This window comes from Janthinobacterium salmonicoloratum (assembly GCF_051380845.1).
Taxonomy (GTDB): Bacteria; Pseudomonadota; Gammaproteobacteria; order Burkholderiales; family Burkholderiaceae_D; genus Janthinobacterium; species Janthinobacterium lividum_F.
Window position 1 is genome coordinate 70,374 of record NZ_JBNYXV010000003.1, and the last position, 18,461, is coordinate 88,834.

Annotated in this window: 15 protein-coding genes and 4 tRNA genes; 11 read left to right on the top strand and 8 right to left on the bottom strand. The window is 62.1% G+C overall.

The window, feature by feature from the left end; translation table 11 throughout:
- Nucleotides 1–15 precede the first annotated feature (15 nt).
- The 4 genes from ACQ4WY_RS17005 to rnr form a co-directional block, all read right to left on the bottom strand.
- On the bottom strand, nucleotides 16–714 hold the full coding sequence (locus ACQ4WY_RS17005) for a YceH family protein (RefSeq protein WP_436505046.1): 699 nt from the start codon (nucleotides 712–714) through the stop codon (nucleotides 16–18).
- A gap of 10 nt (nucleotides 715–724) precedes the next feature.
- Nucleotides 725–1,474: a serine O-acetyltransferase gene (gene cysE / locus ACQ4WY_RS17010; protein ID WP_436505047.1), complete on the bottom strand. Its 750-nt coding sequence runs from the start codon at nucleotides 1,472–1,474 to the stop codon at nucleotides 725–727.
- 138 nt (nucleotides 1,475–1,612) lie between these two features.
- A complete protein-coding gene (gene rlmB, locus ACQ4WY_RS17015) occupies nucleotides 1,613–2,356 on the bottom strand; it encodes a 23S rRNA (guanosine(2251)-2'-O)-methyltransferase RlmB (protein WP_034756912.1) in 744 nt (247 codons plus the stop codon).
- A 15-nt stretch (nucleotides 2,357–2,371) separates the two neighbouring features.
- Entirely contained in the window at nucleotides 2,372–4,936 is a 2,565-nt protein-coding gene (gene rnr / locus ACQ4WY_RS17020; RefSeq protein ID WP_436505048.1) for a ribonuclease R, read from the bottom strand.
- A 421-nt stretch (nucleotides 4,937–5,357) separates the two neighbouring features.
- Here rnr and ACQ4WY_RS17025 point away from each other — a divergent pair.
- The 4 genes from ACQ4WY_RS17025 to ACQ4WY_RS17040 all read left to right on the top strand — a co-directional run bounded on the left by ACQ4WY_RS17025 (nucleotide 5,358) and on the right by ACQ4WY_RS17040 (nucleotide 6,163).
- Nucleotides 5,358–5,442 (top strand) — tRNA-Leu (locus ACQ4WY_RS17025).
- 320 nt (nucleotides 5,443–5,762) lie between these two features.
- Nucleotides 5,763–5,847 (top strand) — tRNA-Leu (locus ACQ4WY_RS17030).
- A 68-nt stretch (nucleotides 5,848–5,915) separates the two neighbouring features.
- Nucleotides 5,916–6,000 (top strand) — tRNA-Leu (locus tag ACQ4WY_RS17035).
- A 78-nt stretch (nucleotides 6,001–6,078) separates the two neighbouring features.
- Nucleotides 6,079–6,163, top strand: a tRNA-Leu gene (locus tag ACQ4WY_RS17040).
- Nucleotides 6,164–6,262: 99 nt separating this feature from the next.
- Here ACQ4WY_RS17040 and ACQ4WY_RS17045 read toward each other — a convergent pair.
- Nucleotides 6,263–7,114, bottom strand: coding sequence for an SDR family oxidoreductase (locus ACQ4WY_RS17045; RefSeq protein ID WP_436505049.1), 852 nt, complete (start codon nucleotides 7,112–7,114; stop codon nucleotides 6,263–6,265).
- A 114-nt stretch (nucleotides 7,115–7,228) separates the two neighbouring features.
- Between ACQ4WY_RS17045 and ACQ4WY_RS17050 the strand changes: the two genes are divergently transcribed.
- The 4 genes from ACQ4WY_RS17050 to phaP all read left to right on the top strand — a co-directional run bounded on the left by ACQ4WY_RS17050 (nucleotide 7,229) and on the right by phaP (nucleotide 10,973).
- Nucleotides 7,229–7,657: a winged helix-turn-helix transcriptional regulator gene (locus ACQ4WY_RS17050; protein WP_353657942.1), complete on the top strand. Its 429-nt coding sequence runs from the start codon at nucleotides 7,229–7,231 to the stop codon at nucleotides 7,655–7,657.
- A 102-nt stretch (nucleotides 7,658–7,759) separates the two neighbouring features.
- The gene (locus ACQ4WY_RS17055) at nucleotides 7,760–10,012 is read left to right on the top strand and encodes an ATP-binding protein (protein WP_436505050.1); all 2,253 of its coding nucleotides are present in this window, start codon (nucleotides 7,760–7,762) and stop codon (nucleotides 10,010–10,012) included.
- A gap of 47 nt (nucleotides 10,013–10,059) precedes the next feature.
- Nucleotides 10,060–10,254, top strand: a complete 195-nt coding sequence (locus ACQ4WY_RS17060; RefSeq protein ID WP_353657944.1) for a hypothetical protein — start codon at nucleotides 10,060–10,062, stop codon at nucleotides 10,252–10,254.
- 107 nt (nucleotides 10,255–10,361) lie between these two features.
- The gene (phaP, locus tag ACQ4WY_RS17065) at nucleotides 10,362–10,973 is read left to right on the top strand and encodes a TIGR01841 family phasin (protein WP_353657945.1); all 612 of its coding nucleotides are present in this window, start codon (nucleotides 10,362–10,364) and stop codon (nucleotides 10,971–10,973) included.
- A 40-nt stretch (nucleotides 10,974–11,013) separates the two neighbouring features.
- Here phaP and ACQ4WY_RS17070 read toward each other — a convergent pair whose 3' ends face one another.
- Nucleotides 11,014–11,640: a helix-turn-helix transcriptional regulator gene (locus ACQ4WY_RS17070; protein ID WP_436505051.1), complete on the bottom strand. Its 627-nt coding sequence runs from the start codon at nucleotides 11,638–11,640 to the stop codon at nucleotides 11,014–11,016.
- An 8-nt stretch (nucleotides 11,641–11,648) separates the two neighbouring features.
- A complete protein-coding gene (locus tag ACQ4WY_RS17075) occupies nucleotides 11,649–12,866 on the bottom strand; it encodes an MFS transporter (RefSeq protein WP_436505052.1) in 1,218 nt (405 codons plus the stop codon).
- A 160-nt stretch (nucleotides 12,867–13,026) separates the two neighbouring features.
- On the opposite strand from ACQ4WY_RS17075, the gene ACQ4WY_RS17080 reads away from it, so the two are divergent.
- From ACQ4WY_RS17080 to ACQ4WY_RS17090, 3 genes are all read left to right on the top strand, one after another.
- Nucleotides 13,027–13,731 (top strand): SMI1/KNR4 family protein, encoded by a 705-nt coding sequence (locus ACQ4WY_RS17080; RefSeq protein WP_436505053.1) that lies wholly within the window; start codon nucleotides 13,027–13,029, stop codon nucleotides 13,729–13,731.
- Between the two features lie 92 nt (nucleotides 13,732–13,823).
- The gene (locus ACQ4WY_RS17085; protein WP_436505054.1) at nucleotides 13,824–15,473 is read left to right on the top strand and encodes a VRR-NUC domain-containing protein; all 1,650 of its coding nucleotides are present in this window, start codon (nucleotides 13,824–13,826) and stop codon (nucleotides 15,471–15,473) included.
- Entirely contained in the window at nucleotides 15,470–17,734 is a 2,265-nt protein-coding gene (locus tag ACQ4WY_RS17090) for an ATP-dependent DNA helicase (protein WP_436505055.1), read from the top strand. Before ACQ4WY_RS17085 ends, ACQ4WY_RS17090 begins: the two co-directional genes overlap by 4 nt.
- Here ACQ4WY_RS17090 and ACQ4WY_RS17095 read toward each other — a convergent pair.
- The gene (locus ACQ4WY_RS17095) at nucleotides 17,723–18,451 is read right to left on the bottom strand and encodes a LytR/AlgR family response regulator transcription factor (protein WP_353661067.1); all 729 of its coding nucleotides are present in this window, start codon (nucleotides 18,449–18,451) and stop codon (nucleotides 17,723–17,725) included. The genes ACQ4WY_RS17090 and ACQ4WY_RS17095 overlap by 12 nt on opposite strands.
- Between the last annotated feature and the right edge of the window lie 10 nt (nucleotides 18,452–18,461).

Genomic DNA, 18,461 nt, shown 5'->3' on the forward strand with positions numbered 1-18,461 from the left:
CGCTTGCCCGGAAAACTATTCGAACTGCTTGCGGAATGCCTCGAACTGCGCCGCCAGGCCATCGAAGTCGCTGCGCAATTGCAGCACTTCCTGTTCCAGCTGGGCCACGCGGCTGCCCTGCTGCGGCGCGCTGACGGCGCCCGCAAAACCGGCTGCCGTCTCGATCTGCGCCAGCGCTTCCTCACCGCCCAGCAAGTGACCGTAGCGCGGCTCCTTGGCGCCGGGGGCGACAGCCAGCTTGGCCACCAGCGGCGGATATTTGTCGATCAGGAACTGCAGGCCGGATTCCACTTCCGCCACCGACTTGAATTCATGCACACGCCCGCTGCGGCTGCGGATTTCGCCGGCCGTCTGCAAGCCGCGCAGCATCAATATCGTCAGGATGGCCAGCTTGTCCTGTTCCAGCGACCACTTGATGCGCATGCGGTGTTCGTACTTGGCGACGCGGGCGCCGGCCTGCGTGATGCCGTTGACGAACTTGCGCTGCATCAGGCGCTGCAGCACGTCGTAGACGGTTTCTTCCGACAGGGCCATGACGGGGTCGCGGCTGGACAACTGGTTACAGCCGTTGGTCAGCGCGTTGAGCGACAGCGGGTAGCTGTCCGGCGTCAGCGCTTCCTTTTCGGCCAGCACGGCCAGCACGCGGATCTCGAAGGGGTCGAGCAGATTCGGATTGTCAGTGCTTTTTTCGCCTGCCGTCACATCAGTGTTCATGCCTATATCCTTAATCAACCAGCTTGTTCATTTTCTCGGAATCGAATTTATCACACTCGGGCACGCCCTGGCAGCAGATGCCCGCCGCTTTCAGGGTGGCGAGGATGGTTTCGATGCGCTGTTCCTGTGCCACGGCATGCGTGATCAGGCCTTGCAGGGCTTTCGACAGCGGGTCGTCGCCGTTCGGCGTCACGCCATACGCGGCGAACAGGTGGGCCGTGCTGCCCTCGCGCAGGGCGCTGACATCCTTTTGCACGATGTGCGCGGGGTTGCCGACCGCCGTGGCGCCCGATGGCACGGGTTTGAGCAGCACGGCGTTCGAGCCCACCTTGGCATACTCGCCCACCGTGAAACTACCCAGCACCTGGGCGCCGGCGCCGACAATGACGCCGCGTTCCAGGGTCGGATGGCGCTTGCTGCCGCTGTGCAGCGAGGTGCCGCCCAGGGTCACGCCCTGGTAAATGGTGCAGTCGTCGCCAACGACGGCCGTCTCGCCGATCACCACGCCGAAGCCGTGGTCGATGAAGACACGCCGGCCGATGACCGCGCCCGGATGGATCTCGATGCCCGTGATGATGCGGGCGATATATGAAATGAAGCGCCCTACCCACTTCATGTGCCGCCTCCAGCACCAGTGCGCCCAGCCATGCATGACGATGGCGTGCAGGCCAGGATAACAGGTCAGCACCTCCCAGCCATTGCGGGCGGCGGGGTCACGTTCAATGATGCTGTTGATATCTTCGCGCAGGTGATGGAACATAAGACGGATTTCTGAATAGGTAAGAGACAAGACGCAAATGGTAGCGTATTCGGCGGCGTGCTGCCGGAGAGGCAGATAAACAACCGCCGCCTCAAGGGCGGCGGCTCAAAGAAGCGCTACAAAACGTTCAGGACGTTCTTAAGCTTCTAAAGCAATCCGCTGGCGGCGGGCTTCGTACAGACACACGCCGGAAGCGACCGACACGTTCAGACTCTCGACGGAGCCGAACATCGGGATGCTGACGAGGATGTCGCAGGTGTCGCGCGTCAAACGGCGCATGCCTTCGCCTTCGGAACCCATGACGAGGGCCGTCGGGCCCGTGAAATCAGCTTCGTACAAGCCTTTTTCGCCGTCGTCCGAGGTGCCGATCAGCCAGATGCCGCGTTCCTTGAGTTCACGCATGGTGCGCGCCAGATTCGTCACGGTGATGTACGGGACGGTTTCGGCGGCACCGCTGGCAACCTTGGCGGCCGTGGCGTTCAAGCCCACGGCGCGGTCCTTCGGCACGATGACGGCATGTGCGCCGACGCCGTCGGCCACGCGCAGGCATGCGCCCAGGTTGTGCGGATCCGTGATGCCGTCAAGAATCAACAGCAGCGGCGGGCCGTCGATGGCGTCCAGCAGCTCATCGAGATTGCGCGCCAGCGACAATTGCGAGGCGAAGGCGATCACGCCCTGGTGGCGGCGCGTGCCGACGATCTTATCCAGGCGCGACGAGTCGACGGGCATGACGCGCACGTTGGCCGCCTTGGCGGCGGCGATCATGTCCTTCATGCGGCCGTCGACGCGGCTGGCATCGACGAAAATTTCTTCCACGGACGACGCTTCATGACGCAAACGCGAGGTGACGGCGTGGAAGCCGAAAATCATTTTATTCTTCATGTGTTATCGCTTCTTTTAACGCTTGCTTTTGCTTGTTTTTGATACAGTTTTTGCTGCACGTGGTGCCGCCGTGGCGGGTGCCGTGGCTGGTTTCTTGCTGCGCTTCGGCGCGGCGGCCTTGGGAGCTGCCGCCTTGGGGGCTTCCTTCAGGGCAGCCTTGGCTGCAGGCTTGGCGCCGTTGGAGCGGCCGCCAGAACCATTGCCAGACTTGCCGCCAGCCTTGCCGCCGGTGTTAACGCTGGCTTTGATCTCATGGCGCTGCTCGGTCGCAGGACCGGGCTTGACCATGGATTTCTTTTCGCCCTTGCGCTTGCCGCCGCCGTTCGTCTTGGCTGGCGCTTCTTCGCCCGCCAGTTCCGCATCGGTGACCAGACGCAGGTCGATCTTGCGCGTTTCCAGGTCGACACGCGCCACTTGCACCGTCAGACGGTCGGTCAATTGATAACGTTTTCCCGTGCGTTCGCCGCGCAATTCATGGCGCGCATCGTCGTACTGGAAGTAATCGGTGCCCAGCTCGGTGACGTGCACCAGGCCTTCGACAAACAGGGTGTCGAGCTGCACGAACACGCCGAACGTAGTCACGCCCGTGATGGTGCCGGTGAATTCCTCGCCCAGTTTATCTTGCATGAAGTAGCACTTCAGCCAGGCTTCCACGTCGCGCGACGCTTCGTCGGCGCGGCGCTCGTTGGCCGAGCAATGCACGCCCAGCGCGTCCCAGATCGTCAGGTCCGTCTTCTTCGGCTTGCCGTCGGCCTTGTCCCTCGCCTGCTGCTTGCGCGTAGCGTTCGACACGTTCGTGTTCAACACGACCTTATCGGACAGCTTCGGCTCGTATTTCTTGCCTTGCAAGATGGCCTTGATGGCGCGGTGCGTCAGCAAGTCGGGATAGCGGCGGATCGGGCTGGTGAAGTGGGCATACGCCTCGTAGGCCAGGCCGAAGTGGCCGATATTGTCCGGGCTGTAGACGGCTTGCTGCATCGAACGCAGCAGCATCGTTTGCAGCAGGGCCGCATCAGGACGCGCCTTGATCTGCTGCATCAGAGTCTGATAATCGGATGCCGACGGCGTGTCGCCGCCCGTCAGGTTCAGGCCGACTTGCTTGAGGAAGGTGCGCACTTGCGTGAGCTTTTCCTTGGTCGGGCTGGCGTGAATGCGGTAGGTGCCTGGATGCTTGTTACGCAGCAACAAATCGGCCGCGCAGACGTTGGCCGCCAGCATGCACTCTTCGATGATCTTGTGCGCTTCATTGCGCGTGCGGGGAATGATCTTTTCGATCTTGCCAGCCGTATTGCAGACGATATAAGTTTCCGTCGTCTCGAAATCGATGGCGCCCCGCTCCGTGCGTGCTTTCAGCAAGGCGCGGTAGACGGCTTCCAGATTCTGCAGGTGCGGCAGGATGTCCGCGCGGCGTGCCGCCTCGGGTCCTTTGGTGTTGCCCAGCACGGCAGCGACTTCGTCATACGTGAGACGCGCGGCCGAATGGATTACGGCCGGGTAGAACTGGTAAGCCTTGAGTTCGCCCTTGTCGCTGACGACGGCGTCGCAGACGAGGGTCAAACGGTCGACGGCCGGGTTCAGCGAGCACAGGCCATTCGACAGTTTTTCCGGCAGCATCGGGATCACGCGGCGCGGGAAATACACAGACGTGCTGCGCTCCAACGCGTCGATATCGAGCGCGTCGTTCGGTTTCACGTAATGGCTGACGTCGGCGATCGCCACGATCAGGCGGAAGCAGTTGGCGCGGCCGATCTTGACGGGTTCGCAATACACGGCATCGTCGAAATCGCGCGCGTCTTCGCCGTCGATGGTAACGAGCGGCACATCGCGCAGGTCGACACGGTCTTTCAGGTCGGCGTCGCGCACTTCGAACGGCAGTTTTTCTGCCTGTTTCAGGGCGGCGGCGGAAAAGATGTGCGGCACGTTGAATTTGCGCACAGCAATTTCAATTTCCATGCCGGGATCATCGAGCGCACCGAGCACTTCGACGATCTTGCCGACAGGCTGCTTGAAGCGCATCGGTTGCTCGGTCAGCTCGACGCTGACGATCTGGCCAGCCTTCGCCTTGCCCACCGAACCGGTCACCAGGATGTCCTGGCCGATGCGCTGGTCTTCCGGCGCCACGACCCAGGTGCCGTTTTCCTGGATCAGGCGGCCGATGACGTGGCTATTGGCGCGGTAAGTGACTTCCACGATCGTGCCTTCAGGGCGGCCGCGGCGGTCCGTGCCGACAATGCGGGCCATGACCTTGTCGCCATGCAGTACTTTCTGCATTTCTTTCTCAGGCAGAAACAGGTCGGCGCTGGCGTCGTCGGGAATGACAAAGCCGAAGCCATCGCGGTGGCTGGTGACGCGACCGGCGACAAGCGCGCTCTGGTCGGCCAGGCTGAAAATACCGCTGGCGTCAGACTTCAGCTGGCCGTCGCGCTCCATCGCCTTCAGGCGACGGACCAGGACATCCATGGAATCGGCATGCACTTGCAGCGTTTTCCCGAGAGACTGCGGGTCGAGAGGCGCGTTGACGCTGCGGAATATGCCGAGAATGTCCTCCCGGCTGGGGATGGTGTGGGTATTTTGGCTCAAAAGTATTTCTATAGTTGTTATTGACAGTGATCAAACGGAAGACAAAGACCGATGACATCACCGTCAATATTGACACGGTGATGTCCAGTAGTGTACCGGAGGACGCCTTGATTTGCCTAACGGACAGCGTAGCGGAAACCGAACAAGTACCCCGCCGATGAAAAAAAGGAGAAAAGCTGCGCAATGCATTTGACTTCGGCAAATATTGCTCTATAATCCTGGTCTCTTGCAGCGACAAACCCTCAAAGGAATGCAGTTGCAGGAAAGCGGTACAGGGTTGATGTGCAGTATGGAGCGAAAGCTCATCTGGCGCAAAACTCTTCAAGTCGCTATAATAGCAGAATTGTTGTGAAGTTATTTTTCAACAAGTACTCGAGCAGCAAAGTAGTAAGCATTAAAAGTAAGTAATAGCAGCATCAGTGCCCACGTGGCGGAATTGGTAGACGCGCATGGTTCAGGTCCATGTGCCTTCGGGTGTAGGGGTTCGAGTCCCTTCGTGGGCACCATTACCTAATTCGCAAAAAGGCCGCAAACTTTCACGAGTTTGCGGCTTTTTTCATTTCCGCGACGAAAATCCCCCTCCCTTCGGCCAGTCGGCCGGACTGCGGCAAGCAGACAGCACGGCACACCCACGGACAGCAACCTGCGGAAAACGCTGAAAAAACAGGCAGATTTAAGCTTTTCTCATAGGGAACAGCCCTTTTCCGGCGAAAAAACATGTTTCTTGAAGAAAAGTGCAAAATGTTGATTGACCGAATGCGCGCCAGCCCTTATGATTTTGTCCTCGCTGCAGAACACGCAGCGACAAGCAGCAAGCAGTAACAATGCCCACGTGGCGGAATTGGTAGACGCGCATGGTTCAGGTCCATGTGCCTTCGGGTGTAGGGGTTCGAGTCCCTTCGTGGGCACCACCAGCAACAAGTTGTCGATTGTTGTGATCCGCAGTAAAGTAGCAGATAGCAGTAACAAGCAGCACAATGCCCACGTGGCGGAATTGGTAGACGCGCATGGTTCAGGTCCATGTGCCTTCGGGTGTAGGGGTTCGAGTCCCTTCGTGGGCACCACCAGCAACGAGTTGTTTTCGTTGTAGTCCGCAGTACGGTAGTGAGATACAGCAGTCATAAGCAGCAAGCAGCATCAGTGCCCACGTGGCGGAATTGGTAGACGCGCATGGTTCAGGTCCATGTGCCTTCGGGTGTAGGGGTTCGAGTCCCTTCGTGGGCACCATTACCTAATTCGCAAAAAAGCCGCAAACTTTCACGAGTTTGCGGCTTTTTTCATTTCCGGATGCCGCGCGGCCTCCCCGCTTACGGCCCCCCCCCTCCCTTATTTGCCCAGCGCCGCCTTGACGGCATTGGCCAGGGTCGTCGTCGGACGGCCAATCAGCGCGCTCAATTGCTTGCCATTGTCTTCCAGTCCGCCCTTGGCCGCGCCCGCATCGGAATCGGCCAGCAGATCGGCAAAGCCTTCCGGCACGCCCACGCTCACCAGCGCCGCCTTGAAGTCCGCTTGCGGCAAGTCTTTATACGCAATCGCCTTGCCCGACTGGCGCGCCACTTCGGCCGCGTACTCGGCCAGGGTAAAGCCCTGGTCGCCAGCGAGTTCATAGATGGCTTGCGGCTGGGCCGCCGTCAGCACGGCAGCAGCAGCGGCAGCGTAATCGGCGCGCGCGGCCGACGAGAAGCGCCCGTTTTGCGCCGCACCCAGCACAACGCCGTGCTCGAGTACGGGCGCCAGGTGTTCCGTATGGTTTTCCTGGTACCAGCCGTTGCGCAGAAAAGTGTATGGCACTTTGGCTGCGCGAATGGCCGCTTCCGTGATCACGTGCTCGGCGGCCAGGCCCAGCGGCGACGTGTCGGCGTGCAAGACGCTGGTGTAGGCCAGCAGGGATACGCCGGCACGCTTGGCGGCGTCGATGACGTTCTGGTGCTGCTGCGCGCGCTGACCCACTTCGCTCGACGAAATCAGCAAGATCTTCGTTGCGCCTTTGAAAGCCGCATCGAGGCTGGCGCCGTCGTTGTAATCGGCCTGGCGCACTTGCACGCCCTGGGCAGCCAGGTCGGCGGCCTTGGCCGGGTTGCGCACGGCGGCGATGATGTTCGCTACGGGGACGGATTTGAGCAGGTTGGCGATGACGTGCTGGCCCAGATTGCCTGTGGCGCCGGTGATGACGATCATGATTTCTCCTTGGAGGGTGGGTGGTAAGACCCTATAATAGGACTATTACTTACTTATTGTAAGTACGTACCTTTTGGTAAGTATGAATTACACTAAAATTGAAGGCCAACTATCATGTCCACAGACACTCCCGGCACCAGCCTGCGCGCCGCCCTCGCCCGGCAAAACCAGGGAGCGCACCTGCTGGCAGCCGCCTGCCCGTCGCGCGCCGTGCTCAGCCACCTGACCAGCCGCTGGGCCGTGCTGGTGCTGGTATTGCTGCTGAGCGGCACGCGGCGCTTCAGCGAACTGCGCCGGGAAGTGGGCGGCGTCAGCGAAAAAATGCTGGCGCAAACCCTGGAAGCACTGGCGGGCGACGGTTTCGTGCTGCGCCAGGCGTATCTGGTGATACCGCCCAAGGTGGAATACAGCCTCACGCCACTGGGACGCGAGGCGGCCGAACGCCTGGCCGTGCTGGTCGACTGGATCGAGGATAATTACCCGCGCATCGAACAGGCGCGCGCCGAACTGGCAATGGCACCCGCAGCGCAAAACGCCGCGTGAATGAGTGCTGCGATCCTTGCTTTTGGTTATCAAGAATTATCGTTTACTCCTACTTGCCTTGATGTAATACTAGGCCCATGAAACGCTTGAGGGCGCGATACCATGAATCAGTTGATTTCTTCCATCGCCGACCGGGCCAAGGTGCTACTGGTCAGCAATTCGCCTAACGATGTGCGCGAGCTGCTGTATGTGCTGGACCGGCATAACCTGGGCACGGGACTGGCGGGCGATATCGACGAAGGCGTGGAACTGGCGGCCGGCGGCACGGACCTGATCCTGCTCGATGCGGCGCTGGCGGGCACGAATATTGGCGCCACCTGCATGCGCCTGCGCAATGCGGGCGGACGCCACGGCGTGCCGCTGCTGCTGATGTCGGCCACCCCCAGCGCCGAGGAACAGGGCCGCAGCGTGGGCGCCGGTGCCAGCGACTACATCAAGATGCCCTTCAATGCGCGCGACGTGGCGGAAAAAATCCTCATGGAACTGGCGCTGCACAAGGCCGAGACGCCCGCCGCCCGCCCCTTCGCCACTCCCGCCGCGCCGCCGCGCCCCTTGCACCCGCAAACGCTGGAAGTCAATTACCATTCCATCCTGGCCGGTTCGCCCGACGCCGTGCTGCTGTTCGATATCGATAACCGCCTGCTGATCGATGCCAACCACCTGGCCGAAGAATTGTTCGACATGCCGCTGGCCGAACTGCTGCAAGGTGGCATGGAGCCGCTGTTTCCCCAGCATCAGAGCGATGGCCGCGCCTCGCCGCAACTGCTGGAAGAAATGATCCGCGATACCTTGCAAGGCAAGATCGTCGTCTTCCGCGCCAGCTGCTGCCACCGCGACAGCCACCCGATCGCCTGCGAAATCCGGCTGATGCGCCTGTCCGTGCCGGGCCGCCAGCTCGTGCATGCGCGCATCATCGACTTGACCGAACGCAACCTCGCCGAAGCGATGCGCGCGGGCCAGAGCGCCCTGCTGGAAATGGTCGCCAAGGGCGCGCCCCTGATCCCCACCCTGAACCAGCTGCTGCTGCTGATCGAAGGCCAGTCGCGCGGCGTGCTCTGCTCCATCATGCTGCTCGACGATGACGGCATCCACATGCACAGCGCGGCCGGTCCCAGCCTGCCGCCCGAATACATGGCCCTGCTCGAAGGCGTGGCCATCGGTCCCGGCGTGGGGTCTTGCGGCACGGCCATGTTCCTGCGCGAACCGGTGGAGGTCAGCGACATCATGCACGACCCGCTGTGGGCGCCCTACCGCGAGCTGGCGGCGCCGTTCGGCTTGCGCGCCTGCTGGTCGCGCCCCATCTTCGGCCAGGATGGCGCCGTGCTCGGCTCCTTCGCCATGTACTACCGCGAAGTACGCAAGCCCGATGCGCGCGACCTGGAACTGATCGACACGGCGACCGACCTGGCCGGCATCGCCATCGGCCGCATGCGCCACGAACGCGAACTGCAGCGCCACCGCGCCCACCTGGAAGAGCTGGTGGCCGAACGCACGGCGGCCCTGACGCAGGCCAAGGAACATTCGGAACAAACAAACCTCGAACTGGCCGCCGCGCTGGAGAACCTGTCCATCACGCAGGAAGAACTGGTGCGCCGCGACAAGCTGGCCGCGCTGGGCGCGCTGGTGGCCGGCATCGCGCACGAACTCAATACGCCGATCGGCAACGGCCTGGTGGTGGCCACCACCATGGCCGAGCGCACGCGCGAAATCCAGGCCAGCTTCCTCGATGGCTTGCGCCGCTCGGAGCTGGGCGCCTACCTGACCCAGGCCAGCGAGGCCGACGCCATCATGCTGCGCAACCTGCAGCGCGCCGCCGACCTGGTTTCGAGCTTCAAGCAGATCGCCGTCGACCGCGCCAGCTCGCAGCGCCGCCACTTCCTGCTGCGCCAGTTTGTCGCCGAGCTGATGCTGCCCCTGTCCACGCCGCTCAAGGCCGCCGGCCTGAGCCTGACGCAGGACGTGCCGGATGACCTGGCCATGGACAGCTATCCGGGTCCGCTGGGCCAGGTGCTGAGCAACCTGCTGGAAAATTGCCTGCGCCATGCCTTCGAGGGCCGCAGCGGCGGCAATATCGCCATCACGGCGCGCGGCAGCGACGATGGGAAAACGATCACCGTGTCCATCAGCGATACGGGCGTGGGCATCGCCGCCGACGACCTGGCGCACGTCTACGACCCCTTCTTCACGACCAAGCTCGGTTCGGGCGGTTCGGGCCTGGGCCTGCATGTGGCGCACAACATCGTCACGGGCGTGCTGGGCGGCCATATCGACGCCACCAGCAGCACGGGCGCCACCAGCGGCACCACCTTCACCCTGCAACTGCCCGCTACGGCGCCGCAATCGCCCGCCCCCTGAATGGCAGGCGCGCTACAATGCCGGCAGGCTTTTCTTTCGGAGCACCTATGAAATACCTGATCGCCACGGCCCTGCTGGCAGTTTGCGCCTGCGCAATGGCTGGACCTGCCCCCTGGTACCAGTGGCGCAGCAAAATCGACGGCACCCTGTCGTGCGCCCAATCGACCCTGGGATTTGGTTGGGAACTGGCCTCGGGGCCCTACAAAGATAGCCGTTGCGAAAAACCGGCGCTTGTTAAATAATGAGGCTATGACCACACGGGGCACCGGCTTGAAAGCAAGCGATGGCAATGCGGCGTCGAAAGAGTATGGAACGATAAGAACGTATCTATTCAAACCGAGGAGACCACATGTTTACGAATCCCGAACAATTCGCATCGGCCACCAAGGCCCTGTTTGAATTCCAGCTGATGACCTTCAACACCCTCACCTCCAAGGCCGTGCAAGGCGTGGAACAGGTGCTGGCGCTGAATATGGCCACCGCCAGGTCCGGCATCGAAGATGGCCTTGCCGCCAGCAAGGAAATCAGCCAGGCCAAAGATCCGAAGGCCGCCATGGCCGCAGCCGCCGCCCAGCTGCAGCCGGGCGTGGCAGGCGCAAAAGCGTATAAACAACAACTCGACGACATCATCAAGGAAATCCACACGGAATTCACCACGGCCGCCGAAGCCCACGTGGCCGAAGCGAAAAGCAATCTGAGCGCCCTGATCTACGACGTCACGAAAAACGTGCCACCGGGTTCGGAAAACGCCGTGGCCATCGTCAAGGCCGCCATCGACAACGCCTTCCTCGGCTACGAAGAAGTCACCAAGGCCACGAAACAGGCCGTCAAAACGGTGGAAGAGCAGATCGCCAAGGCCAGCGCGCAAGTGGCGCAGGCCACGGAAAAGGCTACGGCCGGCGCACAAGCTGCAGCTGAAAAGGCGGCGCCTGCTGCCAAGCCGAAGGCTGCCAAGAAGTAAATTGGCAGGAAGTAAGTGACAACTATCGGGGCCTGATTCCTCAGGTTCCGATAGGCACGATCCGGTACACGCAGCGCCTCCCCCCCTCCAGCAGATATTCACTGCGTTCCACCGTGCAATCGTCCCCCAATACCCGTTGAAAGATGGCCAGCTCCGAGCGGCAAAAATTCTGGCACGCCGTGGCGGCAGCGCAAATCGGACAATGGTTTTCCACCAGCAAGACACTGCCATCGTCCTGCGGCTCGGCATGGGCCATATAGCCCTCGCCATCGCGCACCCGCGCCAGGCTGTCCACTCGTTGCGCCAGCGCAAGCCGCAAGTCGACCAGCCGGCGGTACGCTGCTTCGCTGCTGCGTTCGCGCGCGCCGATCAGTTTATCGAGCCCTTCGTCGCCGAACAGGGTTTTGACTTGCGCTATCAATTCCAGGGTCAGGTCCGCATGGCGGTCGGGAAAGCGCGCGTGACCCTGCTGCGTCAGCGCCCAGCGCCGCGACGGACGTCCCACCTTGTCGGCCACGTCCTCGAAAGCCACCAGGCCACGCTCCAGCGCCGCTTCGAGCTGCCGCCGCGCACCCATGGATGTGATAGCGAGCAAGGCCGCCAGTTGCTGCGCCGTCTGCGGCCCGCGCATCTTCAGCAGGAACAGGGTCTGCTCCGACGTATTCATGCTTGCGCTCATGCCACGGCTTTCGCGTCAACGGCTCCGTCCAGCTGGCGGCGCCAGGCGGCCATGCGCCACGCGGCCCAGGCGGCGGACAAGGCCCCCGCCACGAGAATCAGCCGCGTGTCGATCAGGGTCAGCACGGAGCCGCTGAGGGCGACGACGATGTTGGCAATGCAAAAGGTGGTGGCCAGCAAGCCCATCACGGCGCCCTGCCCGTGCGCGCTGAAGCGTTCGGCGCACCAGCCCTGGATCACCGTGTTGTACATTGCATTCGGAATGCCGAACAGCACGATGGCGGCGATGCCCACCCAGATATTGCCCAGCGCCAAGATCCCTACGGCCAACGCCACGCCGCACGCATACCAGCTGGCGCGCAGCAGCGGCGCGTGTCGGCTGGGACCGCCCGCCAGCAAGGACGTGACCGTCATCGTGCCGCACAGGCCCACATTTACCCAGGCAATTTCCTGCGCATGGTAAGCGGCCGTTTCGACCAGCCACAGCGGATAAAACTCGTAAAAGCTGGCCACGCCGCAGGTCAGCGCCAGCTGCACGATGAACAGGGTACGCAGCTCCTCATGGCGCAGCAAATTGAGCGAATGGCGGTCGCGCGCCACTTGCCACCACGACGTCGTCAATAGCGAGGGCGTTTCGCGCGGCAAACCGACGGCCACCAGCACGGCGACGAGCATCAGGGCGGCGGCGGCGATCCAGAACGGCACCGTCACGCCCCAATGCAGGGTCGCGCCTGCCAGGATCGGGCCCACCAGCCAGCCCAGATAAAACGCACCGTTCAGCCAGGACATGGCGCGCAGGCGCAGCGGCCCCGTCAGCTGGTCGGCCAGCATGGCGCGCGCTACGGCGCCGTTACCTTCCAGCAAACCCGTGATGAAACGGGCGACGATGAACAGCGGATAGGACTGGATCACCAGGGCCCATGCCGTGATGGCGTGGCCGATGGCGGCGCCCACGGCCGTGCGCATCAGCAAGGGGCGACGGCCATAGCGATCGGACAGGGGACCCAGCACGGCCGAGCCGATCAGCAAACCCAGCGGGTTGATGGTCAGCGCCAGGCCGAACAACAGTTTGGATGGCAAGCCGAGGAAATTGTTGAAGGCATTCGGCGCTTCGGCCGCGAACAGGGGCGGCAGGATCGGGTATGGCAGGGAGGCGCCTATGGTCGACAGCAACGCCAGCAAACAGGCGGCGGAAATCAGGATGATATTTTTCATGCGGGCTCGATGGGTATTGTCTGGCAAGACTACGTGACCATGCTACATAAGTAAACAAAAATGTTTATTAACTATGCCAGGCGTTGCCACCGTGACGCGAACCGTGCACGCCACCGCCTCGGCTATCATGGCCCCATGAATCACCTTTAACAGGGCAAACATGACACTGTCAGAAATTGAACACCAATACGACTTCACCTATCCCGCACTGTACCGCCAGCTGGAGCGCGACGGCATGCTCGACGTGGGTGAATATGGCCCCGACTGGTACAAGCTGGTCTATCCCACCTTGACAGACCGGCCCACCCTGCTGCTGCACGCGGACGATTTCGAATTGCTCAATATCGAGGCCGTTGCCGACGCCGTGGATACGCTGCTGGACGCGGACGACTATCGGAAAATCGATCCCGCCTTCCGGTTCATCCCGTTCGCGCAAACGGGCGCCGGCGATCACTACTGCTTTTTCGTATCCGGCCAGCACGATGGCGAGATGCCCATCGTGCTGCTGTGGCATGACCAGAATGAAGCCCAGTATCTGGCGAAAAACCTGCACGACTTCCTGTTCCACATGTTGTTGAACAGCATGGCCGACCAGGATACGTACAACGAGGTCAGCGACGAGGAGTTCAGGGATCAACTGGCAAAAACCCTGGGCACGCATGCGCGCTACCTCTCGTCGGAACAGGCGCAGATCCTGCAAACGCTGCTGTCCAGGGACATCATCGATTACGACGTGCTGCTGCCGAAGGGCAGAAAAGAAGCGCACCGGGGCTTGCTGACCGATATCGAGCTGGCCAGCCTGCGCGAAGGAATGATTCCCTACGAAAAGTTCGACAGCTGTTTTGCCTACAGCACGGCTGGCTGAACATAATTCGCTGGGCAAGCGGCGGCTGAAGGTTTAAACTGTATATAAACACAGTAAAACCGATCGCCTTGTATCTTGCCCTATTGCCCCCCATGTTGAGAGTCCTGGAAAATCCCCTGTACTATCTGGATAATTTCCAGGATGTGCTGACCTGGATCGGCACGCGTTACGCCGATCTGCTGAGTGCTGAAGAAACGCGGTTCATCGCCGACTTCGGCGTACTGCCGCAGCCTTCGCGCGCCCTGTTCGTGCGCCTCGTCATGCGCAAGGGCTGCCTGTTTCGCGCCAGCAAGCTCAATTACCCGGAAATCGGCGACACGCGCGCGACCGCCCTGCCCTTGCTGGCCACGGGCTGGGTGGTAGCCGATCCCGTCATTGCGCTTGATGAGCTGTTCGACTTGCTGCTGAAAGCAGAAATCGCCCAGGCTTTCCACCTCGCCGCGCCCCTGAAAGCGGCGCGCAAGGCCGAGCAGCTCGATGCCTTGCGCGAACTGCATGCGGAAGCGAAACCGTTCTCTGCATGGCATCCGGCCTGCACCGACGTGCTGTACCGCATCGGCTTGCAGCCCCTGTGCGACCGCCTGCGCCTGATTTACTTTGGCAATTATCACCAGGACTGGTCGGAATTCGTGCTGTCCGACCTCGGTGTGTACCAATACGAAAAAGTGGAATTCTCGCCGCAATCGCGCGGTTTTCGCACGCGCCAGGATATCGAGCACTATGAAGTGCTGCACCAGTGCCGCGAACGCTACAACGACAGCGCACCGGCGGACGAAGTGCTGCAGGAACTGGCGGCGCTGCCCTTGCCCGAGGACAATACCTGGCTGGCCAGCCGGCGCGACAAGCTGCGCTTCCAGATCGCCCAGCACCTGGAGAAATGCCAGGACTGGCCGGCCGCCTACCGCGCCTACGCCGATTGCCGCTATCCGGGTGCCCGGGGCCGCGCCATCCGCGTACTGGAAAAAGATGAACAGCCGCAAGCGGCCTATGACAGGCTGGCGATCGCCCTGGCCGCGCCGGAAAGCGAAGCGGAACAGCAATTGCTGCTGCGCATGGCGCCCCGTTTGCGGCGCAAGCTGGGCCATGCGAAGCAGGCGGCCAATGCAGCCTCGGCCGTGGAGCGCATCGACCTGCTGCTGCCGTATCCTGAACAAGCGTGCTACGTGGAAGGGGTGGTGCAGCAACATCTGATGCAGGATGACGCGCCCGTGTATTACGTGGAAAACACCCTGATCAACTCGCTGTTCGGCCTGCTGTGCTGGCCCGCCATCTTCAAAGCCATGCCAGGCGCCTTCTTCCACCCGTTCCACCGTGGCCCGGCCGACTTGCACAGCGCCGATTTTTACCAGCGCCGCAGCAGCGATTTCGCCACTTGCCTGGCGCAACTGGACGACGGCGGCTACCACGCAGCCATCCGCGCCACGCATGCCGCCAAGCACGGCATCGTCTCGCCCTTCGTCAGCTGGGACGTGCTGGACGATGGCTTGCTGGACTTGGCACTGGCCTGCATCCCGGCCGCGCACCTGAAGAAGGCGTTTGAACGCATCTTGCTCGATATCAAAAGCAACCGCAGCGGCTTGCCCGACCTGATCCAGTTCTGGCCGGCCGAACAGCGCTACCGCATGATCGAAGTCAAGGGTCCGGGCGACCGCCTGCAAGACAACCAGCTGCGCTGGATCGCCTATTGCGCCGAGCACGCCATGCCCGTCAGCGTGTGCTACCTGCAATGGGAGGCAGCATGAAGTACACGATCGCCGTGCGCGCCCTGTGCGAATTCACGGCCAAGGTAGGCGACCTGGACTTGCGTTTTACGCCCTCGCCCACGGCACAGGAAGGCATGGCCGGCCACGCCACCGTCACGGGCCGGCGCGATGACGATTACCAGCGCGAAATCAGCCTGTCCGGCGACTTCGGCCCCCTGCACGTGCGGGGCCGCGCCGATGGTTACGACCCCGCGCGGCGCCAGCTGGAAGAAATCAAGACGTACCGGGGCGACCTGGACGCCATGCCCGCCAACCACCGCCAGCTGCACTGGACGCAGGCGCGCATTTACGGCCATCTGCTGTGCCAGCAGCTGAACTTGCCCATGCTGCGCGTGGCGCTCGTGTATTTCGATATTGCCAGCCAGAAGGAAACGCTCATGCATGAGGAATGCACGGCCGAGGCGCTGCGCATTTTCTTCGAACAGCATTGCGCGCTGTTCCTCGACTGGGCCGAGCAGGAAATGGCGCACCGGGCCAGCCGCGACGCGCAGCTCACCAGCATGGCCTTTCCCCATGCGGATTTTCGCCCGGGCCAACGCCAGCTGGCCGAGGCCATGTACAAGGCCAGCAGCCGTGGCTGCGGCTTGCTGGCGCAGGCGCCCACGGGCATCGGCAAGACGGTGGGCAGCCTGTTTCCCATGTTGAAAGCCACGGCCGCGCATGGCCTGGATAAACTGTTTTTTCTCGCCGCCAAGGTGCCGGGCCGGCAAATGGCGCTCGACGCCTGCGCCATCCTGAAGGACAGCGCGCCCCTGCTGCCCCTGCGCGTGCTGGAACTGAGCGCCAAGAGCAGCGCCTGCGAGCATCCTGACAAAGCCTGTCACGGCGAATCGTGCCCGTTGGCCAAGGGTTTTTACGACCGCTTGCCGCTGGCGCGCGAGGTGGCGCTGGCCAGCGGCTTGATCCTCGACAAGGAAGCCGTGCGCGCCATCGCCTTACAGCAGGGTATTTGCCCGTACTACCTGGGCATGGAGCTGGCGCGCTGGAGCGATGTCGTCATCGGCGACTACAATTACTACTTCGACCTCAGCGCCATGCTGTACGGCATGACATTGGCCCACGACTGGAAAGTCAACGTGCTGGTCGACGAGGCGCACAATATGGTGTCACGCGCGCGCAGCATGTATTCGGCCCAGCTGGAGCAGATCAACTTGAAAATGCTGCGCAAGTTCGCGCCCGAGGGACTGAAGAAGCCGCTGGATCGCCTCTCGCGCCAGTGGACGGCCCTGTTGAAGGAACAGGACGGCGAATACCACGTGCATCCCGCCTTGCCGGACAAATTCTTTGGCGCCCTGCAAGGCGTGGCCACGGCCATCGGCGATTACCTGGCCGAGCACGCAGGGGCGCTGGATGAGGACTTGCAGCGCTTTTATTTCGACGTGCTGCTGATCAACCGCCTGGCAGAGAGTTTTGGCGAGCATTCGCTATTCGACGTCAGCAAGACAAATACGGGATCCACTGCTGGCTCCACCGTGTGCATCCGCAACATCGTGCCCGCACCGTTTCTCAAGGAACGTTTCGCGGCCAGCCACAGCACGGCCCTGTTTTCCGCCACCCTGAGTCCGTGGAATTACTACAGCGACACCCTGGGCATGCCGGCCAATACAGCCTGGGTCGACGTGGAATCGCCGTTCCAGGCGGAACAGCTATCCGTGCGCGTGGCCGACAGCATTTCCACGCGCTACCAGCACCGCGCCGCTTCGCTGCTGCCCATCGCCCAGCTGATGGCGCGCCAGTATGCGGAAACGCCAGGCAACTACCTGGCCTTCTTCAGCAGTTTTGATTACATGGAAAAGACGGCCACCCTGTTTGCCCAGCACTATCCCGATGTGCCCCTCTGGCAGCAGCCGCGCCGCATGGACGATACTGCCCGCGCGCAATTTTTGGGCCGTTTCGGCCTGGACACGCGCGGCATCGGCTTTGCCGTGCTGGGCGGCGCCTTCGGCGAAGGCATCGACTTGCCCGGCGCGCGCCTGATCGGCGCCTTCATCGCCACCCTCGGTTTGCCGCAGATCAATCCCGTCAACGAGCAGATCCGCCAGCGCATGGGCGACATCTTCGGCGCCGGCTACGACTACACGTATCTGTATCCGGGCATGCAAAAGGTGGTGCAGGCGGCCGGCAGGGTCATCCGCACCCAGTCGGACAAGGGCGTCGTGTACCTGATCGACGACCGTTTTTCCCGGCCGGAAATCCGCCAGCTCTTGCCCACCTGGTGGGATGTGCAGCTAGCCAACTAATATCTTGAGCTTCTGGTAGCCCGCCTTGCTGACGGGAATCCTCGTATCGTCGCGCAGGATGGCCACGTGGCTGTCTTTCGTGGCCGCCTCGATGCGGCGGATGCCGTCGATATTGAGCAGATACGACCTGTGCACGCGCAGGAACTTGGCGGGATCGAGCTGGGTTTCCAGCTCCGCCAAGGTCTGGCTTTTCAGGTAGGACTTGCCCTCGGAACGGATGCTGATGTAATCGTCCTGCGCCTCGATGTAGTCGATGCGCGCGCTGGCAATCACGTGGACCTTGGCGCCGTCGCGTATCAGCACACGGTCCAGGTGCGCGGTGCGCGTGGCCGCCTCGCGTGCCACCGTCAGCACAGTCTCGGGCGCGCTGCGGTTGGCGCGCGCATGGGCCAGCGCCTGCTCGAAGCGCTGTTCGCTGAACGGCTTCAGCAGATAGTCCAGGGCATGGCATTCGAACGCTTTCAAGGCGTACTGGTCGTAGGCCGTGACAAAGATCAGCTTTGTCTTCGCGCCGATCAGTTCCGCCACTTCAAAACCGTCCAGGCGCGGCATCTGGATGTCGAGGAACACCAGTTCCGGCTCCAGATCCGCGATGGCCTTGACGGCTTCGAAGCCATTGGCGCACTCGGCCACGATCTCGATATCGTCATGCCGCGCCAGGTATTCGCGCAACACGCTGCGTGCCAGCAATTCATCATCGACGATGACGACCCGCATTCTTGCCTGC

Bases quoted from the DNA above. Each gene is read 5' to 3' on its own strand.
- ACQ4WY_RS17005 (WP_436505046.1), bottom strand. From the start codon at position 714: ATGAACACTGATGTGACGGCAGGCGAAAAAAGCACTGACAATCCGAAT.
- cysE (WP_436505047.1), bottom strand. From the start codon at position 1,474: ATGTTCCATCACCTGCGCGAAGATATCAACAGCATCATTGAACGTGAC.
- rlmB (WP_034756912.1), bottom strand. From the start codon at position 2,356: ATGAAGAATAAAATGATTTTCGGCTTCCACGCCGTCACCTCGCGTTTG.
- ACQ4WY_RS17045 (WP_436505049.1), bottom strand. From the start codon at position 7,114: ATGATCGTCATCACCGGCGCCACAGGCAATCTGGGCCAGCACGTCATC.
- ACQ4WY_RS17050 (WP_353657942.1), top strand. From the start codon at position 7,229: ATGTCCACAGACACTCCCGGCACCAGCCTGCGCGCCGCCCTCGCCCGG.
- ACQ4WY_RS17055 (WP_436505050.1), top strand. From the start codon at position 7,760: ATGAATCAGTTGATTTCTTCCATCGCCGACCGGGCCAAGGTGCTACTG.
- ACQ4WY_RS17060 (WP_353657944.1), top strand. From the start codon at position 10,060: ATGAAATACCTGATCGCCACGGCCCTGCTGGCAGTTTGCGCCTGCGCA.
- phaP (WP_353657945.1), top strand. From the start codon at position 10,362: ATGTTTACGAATCCCGAACAATTCGCATCGGCCACCAAGGCCCTGTTT.
- ACQ4WY_RS17070 (WP_436505051.1), bottom strand. From the start codon at position 11,640: ATGAATACGTCGGAGCAGACCCTGTTCCTGCTGAAGATGCGCGGGCCG.
- ACQ4WY_RS17075 (WP_436505052.1), bottom strand. From the start codon at position 12,866: ATGAAAAATATCATCCTGATTTCCGCCGCCTGTTTGCTGGCGTTGCTG.
- ACQ4WY_RS17080 (WP_436505053.1), top strand. From the start codon at position 13,027: ATGACACTGTCAGAAATTGAACACCAATACGACTTCACCTATCCCGCA.
- ACQ4WY_RS17085 (WP_436505054.1), top strand. From the start codon at position 13,824: ATGTTGAGAGTCCTGGAAAATCCCCTGTACTATCTGGATAATTTCCAG.
- ACQ4WY_RS17090 (WP_436505055.1), top strand. From the start codon at position 15,470: ATGAAGTACACGATCGCCGTGCGCGCCCTGTGCGAATTCACGGCCAAG.
- ACQ4WY_RS17095 (WP_353661067.1), bottom strand. From the start codon at position 18,451: ATGCGGGTCGTCATCGTCGATGATGAATTGCTGGCACGCAGCGTGTTG.